Below are 23,849 nucleotides of genomic sequence, written 5' to 3'. Positions count from 1 at the left end.
TATTGTTACTGCTTCAAAGGGAGTATAATGGTAAACGTAGAACCGTCGAGTGGGCGTCCTTCTGCAAAGATTGTTCCACCATGTCGCTTAGCTATTTTTTTACAAAGTGCTAATCCAAGTCCGGTGCCTTCGTATGCATGCTTGGGATTCAGCCTGCTGAAATTGTTAAATATCGTTTGCGCACTGTCCTGGTGGAACCCAATTCCATTATCCTTAAAGGATATTTGAATATATTCTTTATTCAAGGGTAGCTCTTCATTTAGAACGTTTTCTGCAGCCGCTTTGCCCGAGGTTATTTGTATGAAAGGTGGGGTTCCTGATTTAGAGAACTTAAGCGAGTTATTAACCAGGTTGTAAAATAGCTGGTGCAGTAAAGTATTGGAACCTTCTATAGAGGGTAATCTGTCCGACTGAACAACTGCTTTTTTTTCCTGTATCACAACTTCGAGGTCCACCAGCACATTTTGTAGTATGGCATTCAAGTTAACTTGCTGCGTGTCCAGTGCAGTGTTATTCGCGGATGAGTATTGCAATATCCCTTCAATCAGGTTGTGCATTCGCGCTGCCGCATTTTTTATTTTTTCAAGATGAATATTTGCCTCGGGCGGTAACACGTCCCGAAACTCGCTAACTAAAAGACTGCAAAAGGCTATTATCTTCCTGGCTGGCTCTTTCAAATCGTGACTTGCAACGTGTGCGAACTGTTGCAAGTCTTCATTGCTTCGGGCGAGTTCGTGCGTGCGCTCAGCTACTAATTTTTCAAGCCTTCTGGCAACGGCTTTGGAACCCGTTAATTCGAGTTGGGTTGTTATGCGGGTTATCAGTTCAAGCGGCGAAAACGGTTTTACCAGGTAATCATTGGCTCCTCTTTCAAGGCCCTCTACGATTGCTTCGTTTCCAGCTCTGGCCGACAGCAGGATAAATGGAACGTGATGCGTGTTGACGTCATTGCGAATATGGGAGAGGAGTTGAAAGCCATCCATGTTCGGCATCATGACGTCGCTGAGGATCAGATCAGGGATCCTGCGCTTAACAGATTCCAACGCCTGGATACCATCTTTAACTGTTTCTACGGTCCAATATGGATTTATCACCCCGGCTAAATACTTAAGCATGTCGGAATTGTCGTCCACAACAAGAATTTGCACCGCTTTGTTAGCTGCTATCCTGCTATGTGGACGGCCGTTTTCCGATAGTCTTATTGAGTCGTTAGTCGAACTATTATCCGTCCATAGGAGCGCTTCGTAGATGTGTGCTTCTTTCTCTTCGCTATTGAGTGCTTGAGGCTTCTGAGGAACGATTTTATCCTGGTCTAAATGCAACCTGCCTTGTGGAATTTTTACGGTAAAGACGGTTCCGTGGTTTTCAACGCTGCTCACCTCGATCGTTCCTCCATGCAACTCAACAAGTTCTTTCACCAACGCGAGACCTATCCCCGAGCCCTCGTAAGACCGGGAACGTGTATTTTGGATTCGATGAAACCTGATAAATAGGTTAGGGCAGCTCTTTTTCAGGGATGCCAACGCCGCTGTCCTGCACCGTCAGGACGGCGTGTTTAGCCGTTTCAGTCAATGCCACTGTAATTTTGCCTTCAAAAGTAAACTTGAATGCGTTGGAGATCAGGTTTAAAACAATCTTTTCCCATAAGGAAACGTCTACATAAACCGGTTCTGATAGAGGCCGGCAATCTATAATGTAGGTTAAACCTGCTTTTTCAATTGCTGAACTAAATTGACTGGCCAGACCACGGGTAAGTAAGGAAAGATCTACTGGCTCATAAGAGGCCTCCATACTTTTTGCTTCGATCCGCGAGAAATCAAGCAATGTATTGACGAGCTTCAGCAGACGCAGTATATTTTCATACACTGTTTTTAATTCTTTTCCGACCGCCGAATCCTTTTGGGATGACAGAATTTCCCGGATAGGACCCAATATTAACGTTAGCGGTGTTCTGAATTCATGACTTACGTTGCTGAAAAAGTCGGTCTTTGCTTTATCAAGCGCGACAAGTTTTTTTATCCGCTCAGCTTCCTGGTGTCGGGTTATTGCATTGGCAAGCGCTGTTGTAACCTGTCCTGCAACCAACAACAGAAACGCTTTATATTCCTGGTCTAGTTCAAGCCTGGGGCTAAGCCCGGCGATAAAATACCCGGCCGGTTGATTGTCTGCAGGTTTTAGAAGCGGAATAATTGCAGCACGTCTAACCGGTTCGTCCCAAGGATGAGCAGGCAGTGGGGGAAAGCGCTTCTGCAGATCGTCGACAATTACAAGCGTATTCTCTTCTGACTTCACATCAAAAATGGGCCAGGCTGTATCTTCTCCAGGTTTTGCGGAGATTGTAAGTGGTGCAATCTGTTCGTCTTGGGGAAGGCCAAATATTCCTGCCAGTTCCGCTGTTCTGCCCTCAACAGATAGTGCATAAAATAGCCCAAACGGCAGATCGTTGGTGCTCGCCTCCAGTATGGCAGCCGCGTTCTCAAAAACCTCGTTTGTACGATCTGTAGCCACCATCTGCGAAAGCTTGGTTAGGGTTGCAAACCGCCTTGCATGTAAAACCTGCGACGTGTCTTCAGAGCAAACACAGAATATTCCCCCTATGCCGGAATCGTCAGCAGGAATAGGACTGTATGAAAAGGTAAAATACGTTTCTTCTTTGAAGCCCTTTCTTTCCGGGATAAGCAGTTGTTTCTCGAAATAATAGGCTTTGCCATTATACAATACATCGTTCATGAGCGGACCAATAAACTCCCACACATCGGCCCAAATCACAGGCCCCGACTTACCCAGTGCTTCTGGGTGCCTTTTTCCGAGTACAGGTACATATGCGTCATTGTGAAACATAATCATTTCCTTTCCCCACCAAACAAACATGGGGTAAGGAGAGCCCAGCATAATACCTATTGACGTTTTTAAACTATTTGGCCATGTTATGGGGGCGCCAAGCGGACTGGCAGTCCAGTCGTAGCTGCGGATCAATGCCCCCATTTGCCCGCCACCTTGCAGAAAGTGAAGCTCGTTATGTGGCGGAATGTTGGGTTCTACCATTCTTCAGATTGTAATAATGATTATAATGCAATTTCGCATCGCACCTCTTAGCCGTGCATAATTTATGAAATTACAACAACTTATGAGCCCCGCATCCATCGGGACGTCATAGGTTCAACAAATATCGGCTAAATGGAAAAATTAGAAGTAGTAGAATGTAAGATTTTATGCCGATTGACAGCAAAATAACAGTCCGCCTTAAGAGGATTCACCAGGGGAAAATTTTAAAATATGCTTAACGAATCAAGCGATTTACAATGAATGTGACTTAAAATGAGACCACTGGAGAGTTGTAAGTAAAAGCTCCATTAATGTTTTGCGGCCATCTGTACTATTGCCTATAGTTCAATGCCTTCTGTTCTCGTTACCAATACTTAGCCTGAAACATAGGGTAATGGGATGTTTTTACAAATCAAAGAAAATAAAAATTAAAATTTCCTTAACGGAATCTGGTATAGAATCGCTCACCAAGGTAATTGCTTCTTCCTGTAAGATGGTCATACTGATGAGGTCATCGGGATACTGACAGAAATGTTCCGCTTTTTAAATAATATGGTAGATGAATTGTGTAGCCGTTTCCGAAGTAAACAGGTCTTGACTATAGTGAAGGTGCAGCAGAATGCCTTCTTGGGGGGTATCAATAAAAACAAACCGAAGATCAACCGGGTAGGTTCTAACGGGATAGGGATAATCTTCTATTGCCCAACCTGTGAGTGCCTGCTATTTGAAAAGAAGAAAGGGAAGCGACGTGAACATATATTGTAATTATTTTTCATAATAAGTCAGCATCGACCTGTTGTTTTCAATATTGCCATACTTCCTGTAGATCACGTAAACACAATATGCCCCCAAAATACCAGGTTCTCATACCGTCGCATGCTCCGGTTGGTATCGGTTTGTAACATTTGTTACAATTACTTGTAACGAGTGTTACAAAAACACTTAACTGCTTGCTGCACTTTTGTGATGTATTCCCAACCTGCTAAATAAAACATCATGAAAGCTTCTGTTTCGCTGCGACTCTTCTTTGCCTTTATGAGCTGTATGCTCTGGACCGGAATATATTTTACTGGTTTTACAACCGTAAACTGGCTGCTGTACCTGCCGGCGGCTGTTTCGTTGTTCGCCGCCATTACCGGTATTTGTCCAAGCCTGCTGTTTATTACAAAACTGGTATCGGGTAAACAAAAAGAAATTCAACAAAATAAATAATCCGGAAACTAACTTGTGCCCTCATGCCCTTGTTTACTACGAGGCATTGATCTCACCGCAACGTAATTTATCCCATTTTTCCATCGCATTCTGTTATCGAAACAGTTTAGCACCTGTTAAAAAACTACCAATGGCTTTTGCTCAACGCGTACTATTATCTTTCGTTCTTTTATTTTTTGTGGCAGCATATAACCTGCATGCTCAAACCACCTGGACGGGAAATGTCGACACGGATTGGAATAGGGCAGATAACTGGACGGCAGATGTGCCAAATGCAACCTCCCATGTCATCATCCCCGATGTAACCAACGACCCGGTGATCAGTTCAGCTACTGCAGCCGTTAACTCTGTACAGATTGATTCCGGGGCTTTACTAACGATCAGCACATCAGGTATCCTGACTATACATGAAGGCGCTAACAGGCTGGGTTTTGATAATTTGGGTACGGTGCAGAACGACGGCGTCATCACATTTTTAAGTAATGCAACGGTCGGAAATGGCATCCGCAACCAGGGTGTCTTCAATAATAGTTCAGGCGCCATAATCACTATCGGCGCCCGGGTAAGCGGAACAGGGCTTTACAATCTTCGCGGCACCTTTTCCAATGCAGGTACGATCAATATCGGTACAACCACAGGATACGTTACTACAGGCCTCCGCAACGACGGCGCTTTCGAGAATCTCACCGGTGCGAACATCAACATTGGTCAGGTAAATACGGCGCTTTACAATTATAGCGGCAGCTTCTCCAACGCAGGTTCAATTAGTATGGATATAGGAATGAGCAATGGCGGTTTCCATAACAATGCCAGCTTCAACAATAACGCCGGTGGATTTATTACGTATAATTGCATTGTCAGTAGTTTCAGGAACACGGGTACCTTCCAGAACCAGGGCACCATTACCATCGGATCGAAATATGGCTTCAGTGCATTCCTGGAAAACTATGGGCCTTTCGACAATAATACAGGTGGCATAATCAATATCGATCGTAAAAATTTTGGCATAGCACTTGACCATCGCAGCAGCACTTTTACCAATGCCGGTACAATTGCTATAGGCGCAAACGCGCCAACCGCCCTTATCAGCCTTAGAAATGAGGCAATCTTCAACAATACCGCAGACGGGCTGATCACCATCGATCACCCCTATCAATCATCCGGTATAGGCATAGCTAACACCGGTATTAGCTTTACCAATGCAGGCACCATCAGGGTGGGTTCGCTGGGTGGTGGCAACACGTTCGACGAAGGTATCTTCAGCCAGAGAAATTTTAACAATACCGGGCAGATCAATATTGATCGTGCCAGTTCGGCTTTGGCAGTCGGTAATAACATGTTGAACAATACCGGAACCATTACCGTTGGCGCAGTGGCCGGCGTGGCAACGCTGCTTTCCAGTGCCGGAACCGGTACTTTCAGTAACAGCTCCGGTGGTACGTTAAAAGGTACCGGTAGCATAGATGCGGCCCGGTTTGCCAATAACAGCGGCAGTCTGGCGCCCGGTACATCCATTGGCGTTATGACTTTTACGGGGGATGAAACTTTTGGCTACAGCACCCTGTCCATAGAAGTGAATGGCGCGGGGGTTGCCGGTACCGATTTCGATCAGCTAGTTGTAAATGGCGCGGCCACCCTTAGCGGCGCCCTGGCTTTGTCAATAAACTATACGCCAGCCGTGGGCGACCGGGTGGTTATCCTGAGTTCCACATCGCTGTCGGGAACATTCAGTGTTGTAACCGGGCTTCCGGCCAACTGGAATGTGCTCTACGAAAATAATACGGTGGTACTGGCATATGGTTCCCCTTCTATACCTGCCCCCGCAACTACCTGGACCGGCGCAGTAAACACCAACTGGAATATTGCCGGCAACTGGACGGCAGGTGTGCCTGCTGCGGCACTGGATGCATTCATCCCTGATGTGGTCAACGATCCGGTCATCAGCGCAACGGCCGGATGGGCGAAGTCTGTCACCGTGCAGCCCGGAGGTTCTTTGACGATCGCCGCTACAGGCAGCCTGACCCTCCAGGGCGATTTCGGGCGAGGCCTCGTGAATCAGGGAACGGTGCAAAACAATGGCGTCTTTACCATCGGTAACATGTCGGCATTAGGCGCCAGCGGTATATATAATGAGGCCATTTTCAACAACAACGCAGGCGCACAAATAAAAATTGACCGCGCCGCTGCCAGCGAAGCTGCACTCAGTAATGTAAGTGGCGTCTTTACCAATGCAGGCGCCATCACCATCGGAGTTAATGCGCCTTCGGGACAGTATGGGATCAACAATACAGCCACTTTCAGCAACACGGGGCAAGTCAATATCGATCAGGTAACGTCTATAGCTATCTACAATTACGCCGGTACCTTCTCCAATGCAGGGGATATTACCATTGGCGCAAACGCTGCTTCAGGAGTATCCGGCATCAAGAACTACAGCACCTTCAACAATAATGCGGGTGGGCAAATCAATATTGACCAGGTAACGACCATTGCGATCCACAATATGGCCAACACCTTCACCAATGCTGGAGCAATTACCATTGGCGCAAACGCCGCTGCCGGCGCAGATGGACTCCAAAACTCCGGAATCTTCAACAACAATACAGGTGGGCAAATCAGGATAGACCGGGTAACAAGCGCGGGTATCTATCACAATGGCGCTGGTTTTACCAACGCGGGCGCCATTACCATGGGTTCGTTGAGCGCCGGCAATACCATCGGTTATGGTATTTACAGTGATAATGATTTTAGCAACACAGGTGGGCAGATCAATATTGACCGGGTAAACACAGCTATCACAGCTAATAGAAACTTCTTTAACAATTCAGGCGCCATTACGATCGGCGCGTCTTCAAGCGTCCCCATCCTGTTGAGCAATACTGGCGGCGGTACCTTCAGCAATAACACCGGCGGCGTATTTAAAGGTACAGGTATCATAGCCGCAGACCGGTATGCAAATGCCGGCGGCACCTTGTCGCCAGGTGCTTCCATCGGCATCATGACTTTTGATTACCGTGAAACTTTCAGTAACGGCACCCTGTCAATAGACGTGAATGGTACCGGGGTAGCCGGAACCGATTTCGACCAGGTGAAAGTAATTGTCACAGCAACACTTGGTGGCACCCTGGCCTTATCCATAAATTATACGCCTGTCATTGGCGACCGGGTGGTTATCCTTACCGCCAACTCGATTGCGGGCGCATTCAATACTATAACCGGTCTTCCAACAAACTGCCAAATTATCTATGAAGATAAATCGGTTGTACTGGTTTGTACTTCCAACCCGCCTACCACCTGGACCGGCGCGGTAAATACTGACTGGAATACCGCTGGCAACTGGACGGCAGGTGTGCCTACTGCAACCCTGGACGCAGTCATCCCTGATGTGGTCAATGACCCAATCATCAGCGCAACGGCCGGGGTGGCAAAGTCTGTCACCGTTATGCCCGAAGGTTCTTTAACGATCGCCAACACTGGTAGTTTGACCATTAATGGCGATCTGGGACAGGGCATCATAAACAAGGGAACGGTACAAAACAATGGCATCATTACCATCGGTAACGTTTCGGTATTAGCCATGAACGGGATCCGCAATGAAGCCAATTTCAACAACAATGCAGGCGCTCAAATTAATATCGACCGGGCCGCTGCCCGCGAAGCTGCCATCAATAACGCAGTTGGCGTCTTTACGAATGCCGGCGTCATCACGATCGGGGCTAATGCGGTTGCGGGACAGTATGGCATTTACAACAACGCATCTTTCAACAATACTACGGGTGGTAAGCTCATCATTGACCAGGTAACCATGGTAGGACTTTTTAATAATGTCAACAAAACTGTTACCAATGCCGGCGCCATTACTATCGGCGCCACAGCAGGTACCGGCCCACGGGGTGTTGAAAACTATGGCGTCATTAACAATAATACAGGCGGGCAGATCAATATAGACCGGACTACTTCTGTGGCGTTGTACAATTATCAAGGCAGTACTTTTACCAATGCCGCTGGTATTATCATTGGCGCAAATGCCGCTTCAGGACAGTATGGCATCATCAACTCCAGCTTAAACAACGGCGTCGCGAATTTCACCAACAGTTCGGGTGGAAATATCATCATTGATCAGGTATCAACAGCGGGAATTCGAAATACTTCCGGAAACACCTTTAACAATGCCGGCGACATTACCATCGGCGCCACCGAGGCAGCAGGCCAGTATGGTATTAACAATTCAGGAACCTTTAACCATACGGGTGGGCAGATCAATATAGACCGGGCTACTGCTGTTGCGTTGTACAATGATTATGAAAGCAGGTTTACCAGTGCCGGTGGCATTACCATTGGCGCAAGTGCTGCTTCAGGGCAGTATGGCCTTCAAAATTATTCCCTCTTTTACAATAATGCTGGCAGCCTGATCAGGATCAACCGGGTGACCATTACGGCGATCTATAATTTAGGCCACTTCGACAATGCGGCAACAATTACCATTGGCGGGTCTGCCGCCATTCCGGGCCTGTTGATCAGTACTGGCAGCTATACTTTCAGCAACATTACCGGTGGGATACTTAAAGGCGCAGGCAGCATAACCGCGGCCCGGTATGAAAATGCAGGCGGCACATTGGCGCCGGGCGCTCCCATTGGCGTTATGACTTTTGATGCCGATGAAACCTTTAACAACAATACCCTGTCAATAGACGTAAATGGTAAGGGCGTAGCCGGAACCGATTTTGACCAGCTAGTGGTGAATGGTACAGCAACGCTGGGCGGTACGCTGGCAGTAACGATGAACTATACCCCCGCAATAGGCGACCAGGTAACCATCCTCAGCGCCAATGCCGTTTCAGGCACATTTGCTACAGTTACAGGTTTACCATCGTATTGGAAAGTAATTTATACAGGAAATGCAGTAATACTTGAATATGAAGGCGTATATACCTGGACCGGTAATGTAAGCCCTGCCTGGAATACTGCAGGCAACTGGGCCAATGGAACAGTACCCGGCGCAGGAAAAAATGTTTTATTTCCTGCTACCGGTGTGGTAAGAGAATTAACGGTTAATAATTCGATCTCCACCGGCTCTATTGAAATAGCCACGGGTCGTACTGTTACCATCGGTGCAACCGGTACGTTTAGTGCAACCGGTACGCTCATTAACAACGGGACTATTAAAGGCGCAGGCGCCATTGTAAACGCCAACTTTACCAATACAGGCATACTTGCGCCGGGCAATTCATTGGGCATACTCAGTGTTACCGGCAATTTAATAAACCAGGGCGTCTTACAGGCAGAGATCGGCGGCACCACTGCCGGCACACAATACGATCAGCTGGCAGTTAGTGGAGCCGTTACGGTTGGCGGTACGCTCACCGTCTCCACTATTAATGGCTTTACCCTGGCAGCCGGCCAAACGTTTACCTTCATCACCGGCGCCACGGTAACAGGAAGTTTTGCTTCGGTAACCTGGCCTGCCGGCGTAACAGGAACCGTAACCTACTTAAGCAATGCCGTTACCCTGAACGTGCTTTCTGCACTACCGCTCACCCTGCTTGAGTTTACCGGCCAGGCAGCGGGTAACAAAGCAGTACTTAAATGGAAAACAGCCGATGAAGAAAATACATCCATGTTTCAAATAGAGCGCAGTGCCGATGGCGTTAGCTTTATCAAACTTGACGCTTTGGCGGCCATGGGAAGCGGCGCACACCCTTATTCATTTACCGATGAAAACCCGCTTGCGGGCAACAATTACTACCGCCTGAAAATGGTTGACATAGACGGTCAATTTACCTACAGCAAAACTGCGCTCTTGAAATTTGCGGCCAAAGATGGTTTGCAGATTACGCCAGTCCCGGCCAACAGTTTTGTCACCCTTACAATTAAAGATCCGGCGCTCATCGGGCGACAGGCGCAGGTGTATAATACCGCAGGCATGTTGGTAGACAATGTAGTGCTCACCAACAATACCCGCATCAATATCGGCAACTGGCCTGCGGGTATCTATAACGTTAAAACCAGTTTAGGTACATACAGGTTCGTAAAACAATAAATTACAGCGTAAATTGTAAGGTGGGTCCCTCTTAAAGAGGGGACCCACCTTTTGCCATTTTTTTATGTATATTGTCAAATTTTTAACCTAGCCTCATCCGGGGGAAACAATTGATGATCCGTTTATTTCTTTTTACCTGCATCCTGGGCACTTTGATGTTACACAGCCTTTCTGTAGCAGCTCAAAGCACCGCCAATAACCCCGCTTACATTATCAGCAAAAGGTTTCTCTCCATTGAAGACGGACTAGCCTCTCACGAAGTATTTTGTGGTTTACAGGATAATGCCGGCTTTATGTGGTTTGGCACCCGCAACGGGTTGAACCGCTACGATGGTAAAAACTGTTTGCTTTTTACCCGTCAGCGAAACAACCTGCAGAACAACAAAGTGGTGCAACTGGCAAAAGACGATGCTGGCAACCTGTTCATTGAATATGGCAGCAATGGTTTTCAATTGACCACTAATGGCATGATAGACGTATTGAATACCGTTACCCATGAAATAAAAACGCTTACGGCAGCTTTTCCCAACCTGCCTTTCAAAGAGCAGGATGTTTACTGGATATCGAATGACGGTACTGATGAAGTTAAGTTTCTAACGGCCTGGCCTTTCAGACTCTGGAAATATTCCACCAAAAAAGGATTTATCCTTCGTTATGAAATTAAAAACTGGGTAACAAAAGACTCACTGGCTTTTTCCGATTATCGCAGCACTGGGCCGCTGTGTATGTTTGCAAATGGGAAAACACTGTTAAAATTATCGAACCAGCTACCCCAATACCTGGTATCGAATGATAAAGTGATTGCATTTACCCAAAAGGATGTATTAAGGTCGCTTCCCATCGGCTTTAATGAGGAGGATGCGCTTTTGCTTACTTTCAATTTTGCTTCCAACTCCGACCACTTTGTCGTTGGCATGTTAACGCCTGATGGGAAAATAGTATCGAATGTTGACTGGAGTAAATATAGTTTAAACAACCTGCAGGGAAGATATTGGTATCAGTCGGCCAGCGCCGGAAACGGCAATGCCTGCGCATTTTATATCGGCCCCGATGCATTGTACGTATGGGAGCAAAATGCTTTTTTAAAGGTGGTTGACAAATCGGAGCTGAAAGCATTTGAAAGTTTATTTCTATACCGGCTTTTTGCCGACAACCAGGATAATCTCTGGCTTTGCACCTCGCTTGGTATCATTCAGTTAAAGATAGAAAGGAACCGTTTTAGACAATACTTTACCACAAAGCAACAAAGTGTTCAGCGCAACAGTCAGGCACGTGGCATATATGCCGACAATTCGGGCCGGGTGGCTGCCAATATATGGTGGCATACCTTTCTGCAACGGGAAGCCAGCATGCAGTATGTTGTCAATGCGGATGAGATCAAGTATGCCCTGGTTGATCATGATGGTGCCTTGTATTCAGGGGGCTTTAATCTGTTTAGGTACCGCGAAGAAGACAACAGCTTACAGCCAATACCAGGCGGTACAGGTACTGAAATCTGGTCAATGTTGTCTTTAAATGACAGCTTGTTATTGTTGGGAAGAAGCAATGGCGTTTCATTATACAATTCCCGCAGCAGTAAATTTAAATCACTCCTGTATGCCTCTTCCAATAATAAAGAGCCAGTCTTTATTTACCGTTTTTTCAAAACCAATGCCGATACTATATGGGCGGTAGCAGAGAATGGATTGTTTACAATAACGCCGAAGAACGGTCAGTTGGTCATCACCCGCTATCAATCGTCATTTACAGAAGGGCTTAGTTTACTGGATGCCTTTGCAGATAGGGATGGCATATACTGGCTGGCCACCAACGGGGAAGGTTTATATAAATGGAATAAAAACGAAAATACTTTTCAGCAATTCAATATTGCCAGCGGGTTGCCATCCGATGTGCTCTACAGGATAGAATCCGATGCCTGGGATAACCTATGGATCAGTTCAGACAACGGGCTTATCCGCTTTAACAAAAAAACATTTTCCGCAACAACCTTTACCACAGCCGATGGCATTGCTCATAATGAGTTTAACAGAAGCTCATCCTTTAAAGCAAACGACGGAAGGCTGTTTTTTGGCGGCATAGATGGCATAAATGAATTCAACCCCGGCGACTTTATAAAAGACAGCAGCACGTTTAATGTACCCTTACGCATTATTGCATTTAACCAGTATGTTGGTTCTGAAAACGGCCTGGTCAATAAAATAAACGAGCTATTGACCACCTCAAATATTATACTTAAACCTGGCGATAAATTTTTTACCCTTGAATTTCAATTACTGGATTATGCAAAAACCGACGTACACCGCTATGCCTATCAAATTGAAGGAGTAGACAAAGACTGGAACTATATTAACGAAAACTCCATACGCATCAGCGGTTTGCCTTATGGAAACTTCACATTACATATAAAAGCACAAAATGGCGAGGGTGCCTGGAGTAAAAGCGAATTACGTATTCCATTGCTGGTGCTGAAGCCTTTTTATGTGGAGTGGTGGTTCCTCGTTTTACTTACCCTGTTGTTGATCCTGATAGTTTGCTGGGTCATAAAATGGAGAACCAAACAATTGGCAGCAGATAAGAACAAACTGGAACGAACGGTGAATGAAAGAACAGCCCTTTTGAAAAAGGCATTGTCAGAACAGGAAACCTTACTTGCAGAGAAAGATGTACTGCTGAAAGAAATACATCACCGGGTGAAAAACAACTTACAGGTAATATCCGGGTTACTGGAACTGCAAAGCAGAAACCTGGATGCTGACGCAAAAGAAGCCTTGATGGAAGGCCGCAACAGAGTAAGAAGCATTGCACTGATACACCAGAACCTGTACCAGTTTGAAAACCTGAGCGCCATAGAGTTGAGCCAGTTTGTAAAAGACCTTTGCCGGCAGGTGGAGGCGCTTTACAAAAAGCAAAAGGACGTATCAATAAGTATAGCGGTGCCGGTTTTATATTTAGATATTGACTCGGCAGTTCCTCTTGGCCTCATCCTGAATGAGCTCTTATCCAACTCATTTAAATATGCTTTTAACAAAATTGAATATGGCAAAATAAATATAAAGATCAATGTAGTAACAGACGGGAAATACGAGTTGGTGTATTCCGATAATGGCCCCGGCCTTCCGGCCGATTTTGATCTGTTCAGGGGCAGCACGCTGGGCATTCAGTTGATTAATGACCTGAGTAGGCAAATTGGCGGCAACGTGTTATATGAAAATAAAATCGCTCAATTTACAATTACCTTTACAAACCGCAACCTGCGGAAAACAGAAGATTGAAGATATGTCAGGTTTAAAAATAGGCGTTGTAGAAGACGAGCTGGTAATAGCGCGGACAATAATCAGTACGCTACAGGAATTGGGTTATGCGCATTGCGGCCCGGCTATTAATTACACCGAGGCCATTGACATGCTTGTGAACAATAAACCAGACCTGTTATTACTCGACATTCAGTTATCAGGCAAAAAAGACGGTTTTGACGTGGCGCAAAAAATAAATGAGTTATACGCCATCCCTTTCATTTTTTTAACCGCCAACAGTGACCCCGATACAATAGACCTGGCCAAAAAAGTAAAACCGCATGCCTATATTGTAAAGCCGTTCAGCAAAGAAGACCTGTTTGCAGCTATTGAAATTGCATTCAATAATTTTACCGGCCATCACTCCGGTAAGCAAACCGAAGCAACTACATCGACCGGCAAAGACCATGTATTTGTAAAAGATGGCCATCTTTTTAAGAAGATATACCTGCACGAAATACTTTATCTTGAAAGCAACGCCAATTATGTTATCATTCACCTGCAGTCGCAAAAAAAAGTAATGGTGCGGTCAACGATTAATGACCTTACTAGACAGATAGATCAAAGAAACTTTGTCAGGATACACCGGAGTTATTCCGTTAATATTAATAAAGTTGAACATGTGTTTCCTGCAGAAGTAGTTTTGCAGGGCATCATCATTCCCATAGGTAAATCATACAAGGAAGCCCTCTTTAAGGCGCTTGGAATTAAAGATAATTGACCCGTTTTTACACCACATTCCATTCATTCGTCCCAGAACAAAGCGGTTCATCCCAGTTTTTTTGCCCTTTCACCGGCCAGTCCCATTTTTGCGTTCAATATGGGACTGCTTGACCTGGATAAGATCATAGTACACCGTACTGTCATAGGCATTCGCTGTACATGCTGTGAGGGAAACCTGCTTGCTAAAAAAGTATCCTTTGCAGCACGTTTGGTAAAACTCGTTTCCTTTGGAAAGATCAAACCCAAATACTATGAGTGCGAGCATTGTAAAAAGAAATATGTACTTATATAAGTTCATCAACGATGAAACCTTAAATACAAATAATTATTTATTATGATAGGGCAATCACTGGACTACAGCAGTAAATTTTCGGAGTTTTTTGAACCGGCGCTGCTTGCAGAGCTGCAGGAAAAGTCAATGATCATGGAAGTAAAAAGTGGCGATGTTATGCTCAATGTCGGGCAGGCGATCAGGGCCATACCACTGCTTGCCAGCGGCACTATCAAAGTAAGCCGCATTAACGATGATGGCCAGGAGTTATTATTGTACTATGTAAAGGAAAGTGAAAGCTGCGCAATGACATTTAATTGCTGCATGCTTGCGCAAACAAGCGTCATAAAAGGAACGGCGGAAGAAGACAGTGTATTGGTTTGTATCCCGGTGGCCCTGATGGAACAATGGATGGTCAAATACCCATCCTGGAAAAAATACGTAATGACGACTATGTTAAGTCGCTTTACGGAAATGATCAAGTCCATTGATGAGGTTGCCTTCAAAAAGATGGATGAGCGTCTGATCAATTATCTGAAAGAAAAATCAAAGATCAGCGGCTCTTCTGTTATCAATCTTACCCATCAGCAAATAGGAGATGATCTTGGCACCAACCGCGTGGTGATCTCAAGGCTGTTAAAAAAACTGGAGAACGAAAAGAAATTGCTTATTTACAACAAACAAATAAAATTGCTCAAGGATTTGTAACCTTAGTTACAACCACTTGTACCCGAGGTTACAAAAATGCCTGTGAAGGCTATATCTTCATTGATGATAATTTTTTCGCCTGCTTTATGTTTCAAGGACTGATCCTGGTTCCCCGTAAATGATTCAAATCACAGATAATTGGTTGTAAGCCGATTTCATCGTTTGAATAAATAACAGAAAGGAGAGAAGCGGTTCGATAGAACTCCGGTCAACAGCAGAAGTGGAGGGAAATAGCTTCTACTTTGGTATCTCTCAAAAAAAGCGACGAAATTTGTTTTTCCGATAATGTAAGTGTTTAGTTAATTTTAATAAGGATTAAAAACTACGCCTCTAGAGTGAGAACAGCTAATTTGTACGGAGATCGTTTGCATTTGCAATTGAAAACAGTAATGCTGTTTAGAGTAGCACTGTCTTAAGTTATCCTACTTTTGAATAACCAAATGTTCTTTTGCCGGATCGTTCAACATTCGCTCCATAACCACTTCGGCAATGTCCTGCACATGCTGCTTAATTTCGAAAAATACCCGCTGGATCTCCACTGGATCATTGGCTTTTTCCGATTCCGGCAAAGCCTTAAATGCAGCCTTTTCCGCAGCAAGCGCCGGCACATCATTAATAATTCGGGAGTGAAAGCCTTTCAGTTCAATCGGCTGGTCCGGATTATCAGCTGTGATCCCGACAAATTCACCGCTCGACAAACTTGAAATCGTGCTCGGTGGTATTGACGCTTCCAGTTGTTTTGAGTGACTTATCGATGTATCGCTACTGTTGATCGACATGCTTTGGCGATCTTGCATGGTTTTGGGAAAACGTTCCGACAGAAGCTTGGCGGTTTCCCCGCTTACCTGGCCGCTTATGATGTTTCCCGTCATATTGAAAATCGCTTCAGCTTCCTCACGGCTATAGACCTGTTTTAATTGACTGTAATCCTGTACGGCGATTATGCAGATGATGTCGTTTGATCGCCCCTGGCCAATCACCCTCAGTACGCTCGAAGCCCTGATCGTAGCGAACTCGTCATAGATGGTCGCGCATTTGTACCGGCCAGGCTGGTTTATAATCTTGTTAAGCCGGTCGCAGATTAAGGCGAACGAGAAAGTTATTTTTGACAGCGACTGCCCTGGTCGCTTCCATTAAATACCCGGGGTCTTCAACGTTGGTAAATATTATCGATCTGAATTCACCATTCATATCAGCGGTAATAAACCTTGGCCTTTCGGAAATACTAAAATGAATAAAATTTCTTATCGGATAAGATTCTCCGTTGTGCGCTATTACATTAGCGTGATCAATAGCATCAATGGTCTGCGATGTGTTTATTAATTTAATTGCTTCATTATCACCAAAATTTGATTTTTCAGCAACGTTTGTTGCACTAAAAAGACTTTCAAGCTTGCGTTCAATCGTATAAGCATCGATTCCATAAGCAGCCATATGGTCATGATCCAGTTTCACCTTTACCGTTTTCTTTGTTAAAGAACTGGGGCCGGCTTCAAAGTACAATTTCCGATCAGCCGACAACTGCTTTAACAGATCATTCCAGTTCTGCTCAGTTCCCTCAATCAGCGTAAATTTTGTTTCAAACGGATGGTTTTCATCTGAAAAAATCTGGGTAAATGCGTTTGGCGATTCAGTTAATTGCAATACCGCTTCTTTATGGTAGCTTCTGAGCCATTGCCTGATCTTCTCATTACCCAATTCCCTGCTTTTTTCACCTTTATACAAAATATAAATACATGATCTTTCAATTGAATTATCTTCCTGATCCAGTAATCCTGGCGTTACTTCTTCCAGGTTCAAATAATATAACCCATACTTACTCTTTAACTGCATATTCTTACGGTTATAGGTAACCTGGATATACAGGGGAAAGTATACTTCTCCTTTACTGCCAGAAGCAGATTCAAGTAAGCGGTTGAGGAAGAACTTTATGGTTATCTTTTTTTGTTTTTGAACAGGTTCCATAATCCGAATATATAAATGTTTTTTTAGGAAACTCTGGCTACCGAAACTTGGCATAAGCCAGCGAAGTGTTTCATTGCTGGAAACTAAGGAAACAATTGATCCGGATACCCTTGAGAGAATTGCTGAAGTGTTGAAAGTACCGATGGATGCAATTAATAATTTTAACGAGGAAGCTGCTATAAATAATATCGCATGTAATTTTAATGATAACTCTTCAGTTAATTACAAGCCTGTTTTCAACTCAATGGAAAAGTGGTTGGAATCTATTGAAGAAATAAAAAAGTTAAATGCAGCCTTGCTGAAAGAGAAGGATGAAAAAATTGCTTTGCTGGAAAAAATGTTGGATGAGAGAAAGAAGATGTAATAATGCTTTTGATATTTAAGAACTAGCTCAATAAAGGCTTTATGCAAAAATGGTTGACTCCTAAAAGAGACAGCCATTTTTGCTATGTAGAAAAAAGAAAATAATTAGTAATTGTAATAGCCGCAAAATATAATCACGGAAGTGAAGGATACTCAACTTCACTTAATTGATCCCCTTCGATAATCGTAAATGGATCTTCTTTTCCTTTATTCTTATATTCAATAAAAGTGTATTTATTTTCCTTCTCTAATTTGTCTATATCGGCAGTATGCTGGAAATAGCCGACTTTTATACTACCATCTCTGAATATAAGTTTCGTTGGTTGATCAGTGGGAGCATACACACTCGGAAATTCAGGGTTGATAGCTTTTGCGATCATTTCTTTTGTCATACCCATACGTCTGATTTTATCTTTGTAAGCTGCTATATATTTCTCTTTTATGTTTTGTGAAAGGAATGATTGATCAATCATTTGGAGTACTTCATTTTGGATTGAAAGCAATTGTGTAATTATCCGCTTCATTCTGACCTCCTGAATCCCGATTTTTTCACCAAGCTCTCTGAAATTGGGTTGGCCTAAAAAGCCATAAGTGCCATAAAATCCAGCATCCAAATATCCAGCATAAAGGTCAAGAGCCGTATCATGTTCACCCGGTGTATGTAGGACAGTTGACATAAGATCGTAGGCAGGAGTTAACACATAGTCTCCCATCTCCGTACGAATCAATGAAAAGTTCTTTAAATGAGCATCGCCGTTTGAAAACAAGTAATTAAATAATACCAATCTGAAGAAACTTTCCAGTGCTGGCGGGTAAGCAGCTACGTGTTTGCGGATTAGCTGGCCGATCTCCTCATATGTCCCTTCGTATTTAAAATTTTCACCTGACGTATGTTTTGTTCGCCCACTGATCTGTGCCATATCTTCCTGAAGACTCTTACTGCCGTCGGCATTTACGTCGAATCGGCGAGTTATATATGCTGGAGTTCCATCTTTAAAATAGATAAGCGCATTTGCCGCTGTCCGGATGCGGCACAATTGTGAAGCGATCTGCATTGTAAGATGTTCATTCTCGGGCGCCTGATCAGTATTGACAATTAAAGCAGTTGGAGGGATCGGTTTCAAAATGTATTGCCCACCGGTTTCTACCAGCTTGAGTTGTTTGCCTTCAAGTCGCAAAGAGTATTTGAGCTGAACACCTGAAATAGACAAACGCTTCGTTTTTTCCTGGTAATCAGGAAAATTGTCTGCCTTAGGAGCATCAAACATTAAAACATGTGATACTTTGACGCCATCAAACATCGCGCGTAAGCAAAGCCTGCAGTAGCTATCATAATCTGATCTATAACATCCTGGACACATAGGTTAAATATTAATCTCTCTAACTGTAATAGCTCCGATCGTATCACCTCCAGCCGTTTTCAACAGACGCGTAAAATCATCATTTTCGTCGATGCGTAATAACCGGCATTGAATGTCTTTATTAATCCCTTCGGCCAACAAACCTGTGAAAAAAGAAAACAGTACCAAGCTTTCATGTACTGCTTGTGTTCGAGGAAGGGTTAGGCTAATTGAGGGTAGAGCTGGGTTCGCAAGATAGCTGTCAGCGTAAGTAAACACATAAAAATCCGGCGCTTTTTTTTCCAAATAACCAGCCAGAATATTATTGTTATAAACTTCAGCTTTAGCCATTTATTACGCCTTTTTAACATGCAATACCAGTTCCATACCCAATACAACAGCAATTTTTTCAATCGTTTCAAACGATGGATTGCCATTACCGCTTTCAATTAAGTGAATTGTTTTCACAGTTACACCGCTCAACTCAGCAAGATCCTCTTGCCGAATTTTTAAAAAGTCCCTTCGAAACTTAATTGCCGTCCCTAATTCCTGAATTGTCATCGGAAATATAATACTGATTTTTTGGTAAATTTAAAGAAATACGTGCAATAAGTTTATTAATCAGAAATATATTTCTGATTTTGCATTAAAAATTGAGGAAAGTGCGTAAAACTACTGAAATCGGAAATATAATTCCAGTTCATATTTTAGTAACTTGATAATCAATCCGAAAATTTAAAAAAGTTAGTTTTTAGCGTTACGATTATACTATGGTTGCAGTTCAATTAATTAGTTGATTTAAAAACTCTGCAAACGAATTCGCCAGAACTTTCATATTATCAAAATATTGATCCGCATCGCCATCTGTTTCTCCTTCATGATCCCAAAATGCTATCAGGCCAAAATTTTCATGGTATAAAGACATTAGGTATAAGTTTCCGCCAGAATCATTGGCTATAGGAAAGTACCAGCTTGGGATGCGCCCTTGAAACATGTCTATGTGTTGAAACAGGCTGGCATAATAAGGTTCGTGCACCATACCATAAATCCATTGAACATCACTTTTAACAACAGGTGAAATGCAGGGGTAGGGTCTGCCCCCATTGTGTTCAATAAGGAATTGCTTATAATCTTCAGGAAGATTAATATCGTTTGCATCTTCGAAATCGATTATATCCTGTACTCTTATTTTCCCGAATTCATTGCTGTGACGTATTTCCATTTTAAGTAAAATTCAGTGTATTACATTCCCTAAATAAAAATGAAAATCATTCATTTGAGTCTTACCGATATCTATCATTATTTAAAATACTCATCAATCTCCGGCCTATGATAATCGACAATCCAGTTATTTCGATTAATATAGATGTCACGGATTTTATCTGCACTATTACTCCATACATAGCAGCCCCTGTCGTCATACATATAAAATCCTTTGTCGGTTAGTGGGTCAAAAAAGTATATACTTTGGTCAATGCCAGGGTCAAAACCCATTTCTGTATTGGCTATACCATTAAAAATATTTCTTGCATTAATGTATTTAACGGGTAGCTTTCCGATAATAATTCTTACTTCATATGTTTCAAGAGCTTTATTCCCGTTTTCATCTGTTGTAAAGGAATTGGCATTTGCAACTTCTAACTGATTATAGAACCTATTAAATATGTCATCAGGAAATTGGTGATGTAAATATTCTCTCGTTACCTCTAAAATGTTTGCATTTTGGTATTCATAAATTAATACAAAAATCTCATTGTCCGGATTTTTAAATGTATCCGTAAATAGAGTAGTTGCCCTTTCCGTCGCTTGATTTACCCTTTCTGTAGAACCGTTTGGAAAGCCCTCACCAAGTTCGAATCTGATATGGGACCTGGCCTCCAAGTGTATGCTGAGTGATAATTTGAGAACCAGGGTAAACCTTGTCAAGATAGGATTGTAATTTTTGTCGTAGCATTTCGTTTACTTTTTCCAAATCTTCCGGATCCATTTTATAGGTTTAATTTTGCTGGCCTGATGCTATCGAATTCCTGTAATAAATTTTTGTCAGGCATACAGATTTTTATATATAAAAATAGTAATAATTGAATCCTTTTCAAGAGCCAAGGCTATCTTTATAAGCGTAAGTTCGTCCACGACAGGGTTGTTAAACAACGTGCAATTACACTACAAACCTCCAGTTGGAAAAGCGGTTGATGACAAAGCCTGGCTTAAGTGGAAAGTAGAAAATCAGATAAATTTATTTGGCAACTATACTACGCAACGCCGCTATTTTAAAAGGCTTTGGTAAAACATCATCTGCACCTGCCACGTATTGTTTTACAGCTGTTGCATGTTGTTGCAGTTGGTCTCGATTTTCGGCCAGTCAGTTTGGTTGGTGTCAGTCCAAATTCTCGTTTGAAAGCGCAGGAAAAATTCAACAAGGTTTCAAGGTCTAACTCCAAATAAATGCCAAAAGGTTTTATAAGTGCAAATTTAGGCTAAGTCAAACACAGATTTGACTAAGTTTATTTACAAATAGCATTGCAATTTTGCAAAAATAAAAAGACATCAAATGACAAAGATTGCCTTAATAACAGGCGGAAGCCGTGAAAGCTTCAATGTTACAGTTGGGACTCGGACCTAAAGTATCCCTCCGGGAAGTTTAAAAAGCACAAACAGCCAAGCATCTAAATTTACGATTCACCAAAACTGAAATTCGATGCTGGAAGCCGAAGTATCCAATCCCAAACGAACCGCCCAGGAAATGTTTTCCCTGATACAGGAGCAGCAAGCCGGGGAATTACCGGTAAAAACATTCTGTGAACAGAAAAAAATATCAGAAACTTGCTTTTACTATTGGCGAAAGAAATATGTCAATGATGCAAGTTCAGTTGTTGGGCAGCCTACAGAAAATTTTAGCCTCTTAGAACTCAATGATGATGCGCATAACAGCGCTCAATTATTCGCGGAATATAATGGGCTGAAGCTATACAAGGAGGTACCTGTAAGTTATTTAAAAGAATTAATGCGTTAAGGGTGTTACAAATTAACCAAATTGTTTGGGTACCAGCTTCCGGTTCCTTGGACAGCTTCGTTGCGTCGCAATCCGTTCGTCGTCCATCTCACGGAGCAGCAACCTTTTTGCAGTCAGTGATGATCTTAAGCAATGAGTTTCTAAGGTCCAAGGTACTATTTACAATAATTTACAAAGTTTACACTTTAATTTACAATCCTAACCCTTCAAGCTGAAAGGATCAAAGTAGTTTCGCTGTAGCAAACTTTAATAGGACATGAAACTAAAGGACACGTTTTGCAGCCTGCTCATCATGCTGGAAGGACTAATTCACTCTCCTGCACAAACCCAGCACAAACATAGCGCTCAGGATGTCGATTACCAGCTCGATATCTAAAAAAAAGTAATGCAGTAGATAGGTCTAACAGTGTTTCTGTTCCCAATAATTAAAAAGAAAAATCATGAAATACGTACTCATCTGTACTTTGTTCCTGATGCTTGTTTTTCACACCTCCTGTGGACAAAACCAAACAAACTCACCACAAGATAATACTAGACAAGGATACACCGAGTCTCAACTCAAAGAGGCGGCCACCAACAAGGGGGTACCTGTGGGTATGGTTCGGCATGTAAGGAAAGCCAGGAACGGAGACATTTTGATTGCTTCTTGGTTAGCCGTGTTTCGATACGATGGAACATCTTTTACCAATCTAACAGGTAAAGCAATTTCGCCCCGCTTCGCCAGCTTCTGGGATGTTCTGGAAGATCGAAAAGGAAATCTTTGGTTCGCTTCCCTACTTTCGGGTGTCTATTATTACAATGGGAAATCCTTTCAGGATTTTACAACAAAGGATGGGCTTCCCAGTAATGGGGTTAAAAAAATTTATGAAGATAAAGCCGGTAATATTTGGTTCGCCACTGTAGATGGAGCAAGCCGTTACGATGGGAAATCTTTTCGAAATTTTACAACGAAAGACGGACTTCCTAATGACGATATTAATTCTATCATGGAAGACAAAACCGGGAAATTATGGTTTGGCACAAGAGGCGATGCCTGTTTTTATGATGGAAAAACATTTACCGTTTTAAAAAACAAAGATGGCAAAGCGTTTAAGAACGTTTGGTCAGTAATTGAAGATAAAAAAGGAAACATCTGGTTTGGTGACGTTGATGGTCTTTGGCGCTATGACGGCAGAACCTTTACTAAGGTATCGCAACGGGGAGCTTATGCTATCATCGAAGATAAAAAAGGAAATATATGGACTACAGGTAGCAATGCCTCGTTGGGTCAATTTTTTAAGGATGGCTCAGGTAGGGCCGTGTGGGCACTTTCTCGTTATGATCACAAGTCCTTGTACAACGAAAATCCTGCTGTAACCGAAATTATGACAGGACAACCAGGTCTTTTGGGACTTTTGGAAGCTAACGATGGAAGTATTTGGTTCGGATTTTATCAAGGAGTATATCGTTATGATGGAAAGACCATCACGGACTTTAAAAGTAAAGAGGATCAGAAATAATGTGTATTGCTGAGCATTTTAAGATGGAACTATGTTTTGGCGGTACATTTTTCGACAACGACTAGTGGTCAACATTTTTTACTCGGTGGACTTGAGACTGTAAAATAACTGTGTCAAAGGTTAAAAAATCAAGACCTTTAATACAGTTTTTTTATGGACAAAAAAGAAAAATTCGACTATGAAGAGCTCAAGCGCAGGACCCTTGAGCAATTACGTTCCGGTAAGTCCCTATTTGGTAAAGATGGGGCGTTTGCCCCGTTATTAAAAGATATACTTGAAGCCGCTCTTCAGGGCGAGATTGAAGGCCATCTGGATGAAGAGCAGCGGGCTAGCGGGAACCGCAAGAATGGCAAAGGCAACAAAAAGCTCAAAACAGC

17 protein-coding genes and 1 pseudogene are annotated in these 23,849 nt (G+C 43.1%); 9 read left to right on the top strand and 9 right to left on the bottom strand.

The window, feature by feature from the left end; genetic code table 11:
- Positions 1–5 precede the first annotated feature (5 nt).
- On the bottom strand, positions 6–1,523 hold the full coding sequence (locus tag JT717_RS27635) for an ATP-binding protein (protein WP_205514576.1): 1,518 nt from the start codon (positions 1,521–1,523) through the stop codon (positions 6–8).
- Positions 1,495–3,045: a sensor histidine kinase gene (locus JT717_RS27630; protein WP_205514574.1), complete on the bottom strand. Its 1,551-nt coding sequence runs from the start codon at positions 3,043–3,045 to the stop codon at positions 1,495–1,497. The genes JT717_RS27635 and JT717_RS27630 overlap by 29 nt, the downstream gene beginning before the upstream one ends.
- Before the next feature lie 996 nt (positions 3,046–4,041).
- Here JT717_RS27630 and JT717_RS27625 point away from each other — a divergent pair.
- From JT717_RS27625 to JT717_RS27605, 5 genes are all read left to right on the top strand, one after another.
- On the top strand, positions 4,042–4,257 hold the full coding sequence (locus JT717_RS27625; RefSeq protein ID WP_205514573.1) for a hypothetical protein: 216 nt from the start codon (positions 4,042–4,044) through the stop codon (positions 4,255–4,257).
- A 130-nt stretch (positions 4,258–4,387) separates the two neighbouring features.
- Positions 4,388–10,297, top strand: coding sequence for a DUF8693 domain-containing protein (locus tag JT717_RS27620; RefSeq protein WP_205514571.1), 5,910 nt, complete (start codon positions 4,388–4,390; stop codon positions 10,295–10,297).
- A 113-nt stretch (positions 10,298–10,410) separates the two neighbouring features.
- Positions 10,411–13,569, top strand: a complete 3,159-nt coding sequence (locus JT717_RS27615; protein ID WP_205514569.1) for a histidine kinase dimerization/phosphoacceptor domain -containing protein — start codon at positions 10,411–10,413, stop codon at positions 13,567–13,569.
- 4 nt (positions 13,570–13,573) lie between these two features.
- Positions 13,574–14,311 carry a LytR/AlgR family response regulator transcription factor gene (locus JT717_RS27610; protein ID WP_205514568.1) on the top strand — a complete coding sequence of 246 codons (738 nt, stop codon included), beginning with the start codon at positions 13,574–13,576 and terminating at the stop codon, positions 14,309–14,311.
- A gap of 336 nt (positions 14,312–14,647) precedes the next feature.
- Positions 14,648–15,292, top strand: coding sequence for a Crp/Fnr family transcriptional regulator (locus JT717_RS27605; RefSeq protein ID WP_205514566.1), 645 nt, complete (start codon positions 14,648–14,650; stop codon positions 15,290–15,292).
- Positions 15,293–15,714: 422 nt separating this feature from the next.
- Here the strand turns inward: JT717_RS27605 and JT717_RS27600 are convergent, their stop codons facing one another.
- Entirely contained in the window at positions 15,715–16,350 is a 636-nt protein-coding gene (locus tag JT717_RS27600; protein WP_369411777.1) for a TraM recognition domain-containing protein, read from the bottom strand.
- Positions 16,351–16,357: 7 nt separating this feature from the next.
- A complete protein-coding gene (locus tag JT717_RS27595; protein ID WP_205514564.1) occupies positions 16,358–17,092 on the bottom strand; it encodes a hypothetical protein in 735 nt (244 codons plus the stop codon).
- Positions 17,093–17,255: 163 nt separating this feature from the next.
- Here JT717_RS27595 and JT717_RS27590 point away from each other — a divergent pair, with 163 nt between their 5' ends.
- On the top strand, positions 17,256–17,621 hold the full coding sequence (locus JT717_RS27590; RefSeq protein ID WP_369411775.1) for a helix-turn-helix domain-containing protein: 366 nt from the start codon (positions 17,256–17,258) through the stop codon (positions 17,619–17,621).
- Positions 17,622–17,754: 133 nt separating this feature from the next.
- Here the strand turns inward: JT717_RS27590 and JT717_RS27585 are convergent, their stop codons facing one another.
- The 5 genes from JT717_RS27585 to JT717_RS27565 all read right to left on the bottom strand — a co-directional run bounded on the left by JT717_RS27585 (position 17,755) and on the right by JT717_RS27565 (position 20,886).
- On the bottom strand, positions 17,755–18,888 hold the full coding sequence (locus tag JT717_RS27585) for a HipA domain-containing protein (protein ID WP_205514561.1): 1,134 nt from the start codon (positions 18,886–18,888) through the stop codon (positions 17,755–17,757).
- Between the two features lie 96 nt (positions 18,889–18,984).
- Positions 18,985–19,311: a HipA N-terminal domain-containing protein gene (locus JT717_RS27580; protein WP_205514560.1), complete on the bottom strand. Its 327-nt coding sequence runs from the start codon at positions 19,309–19,311 to the stop codon at positions 18,985–18,987.
- Between the two features lie 3 nt (positions 19,312–19,314).
- The gene (locus tag JT717_RS27575) at positions 19,315–19,521 is read right to left on the bottom strand and encodes a helix-turn-helix domain-containing protein (protein ID WP_205514559.1); all 207 of its coding nucleotides are present in this window, start codon (positions 19,519–19,521) and stop codon (positions 19,315–19,317) included.
- Positions 19,522–19,741: 220 nt separating this feature from the next.
- A complete protein-coding gene (locus JT717_RS27570; RefSeq protein WP_205514557.1) occupies positions 19,742–20,182 on the bottom strand; it encodes an SMI1/KNR4 family protein in 441 nt (146 codons plus the stop codon).
- 77 nt (positions 20,183–20,259) lie between these two features.
- On the bottom strand, positions 20,260–20,886 hold the full coding sequence (locus JT717_RS27565) for a DUF3885 domain-containing protein (protein WP_205514555.1): 627 nt from the start codon (positions 20,884–20,886) through the stop codon (positions 20,260–20,262).
- A 772-nt stretch (positions 20,887–21,658) separates the two neighbouring features.
- Here JT717_RS27565 and tnpA point away from each other — a divergent pair.
- The 3 genes and pseudogenes from tnpA to JT717_RS27550 form a co-directional block, all read left to right on the top strand.
- A complete protein-coding gene (gene tnpA / locus JT717_RS27560; protein WP_205514553.1) occupies positions 21,659–21,973 on the top strand; it encodes an IS66 family insertion sequence element accessory protein TnpA in 315 nt (104 codons plus the stop codon).
- 440 nt (positions 21,974–22,413) lie between these two features.
- A complete protein-coding gene (locus JT717_RS27555) occupies positions 22,414–23,472 on the top strand; it encodes a ligand-binding sensor domain-containing protein (protein WP_205514551.1) in 1,059 nt (352 codons plus the stop codon).
- A gap of 153 nt (positions 23,473–23,625) precedes the next feature.
- A pseudogene (locus tag JT717_RS27550) lies at positions 23,626–23,849 on the top strand (IS256 family transposase); the annotation flags it as partial.

The organism is Longitalea arenae (assembly GCF_016924755.1).
Lineage (GTDB): Bacteria > Bacteroidota > Bacteroidia > Chitinophagales > Chitinophagaceae > Niastella > Niastella arenae.
The sequence above is the reverse complement of the archived record's forward strand: the minus strand, read 5'-3'. Positions and strand labels throughout refer to the sequence as shown.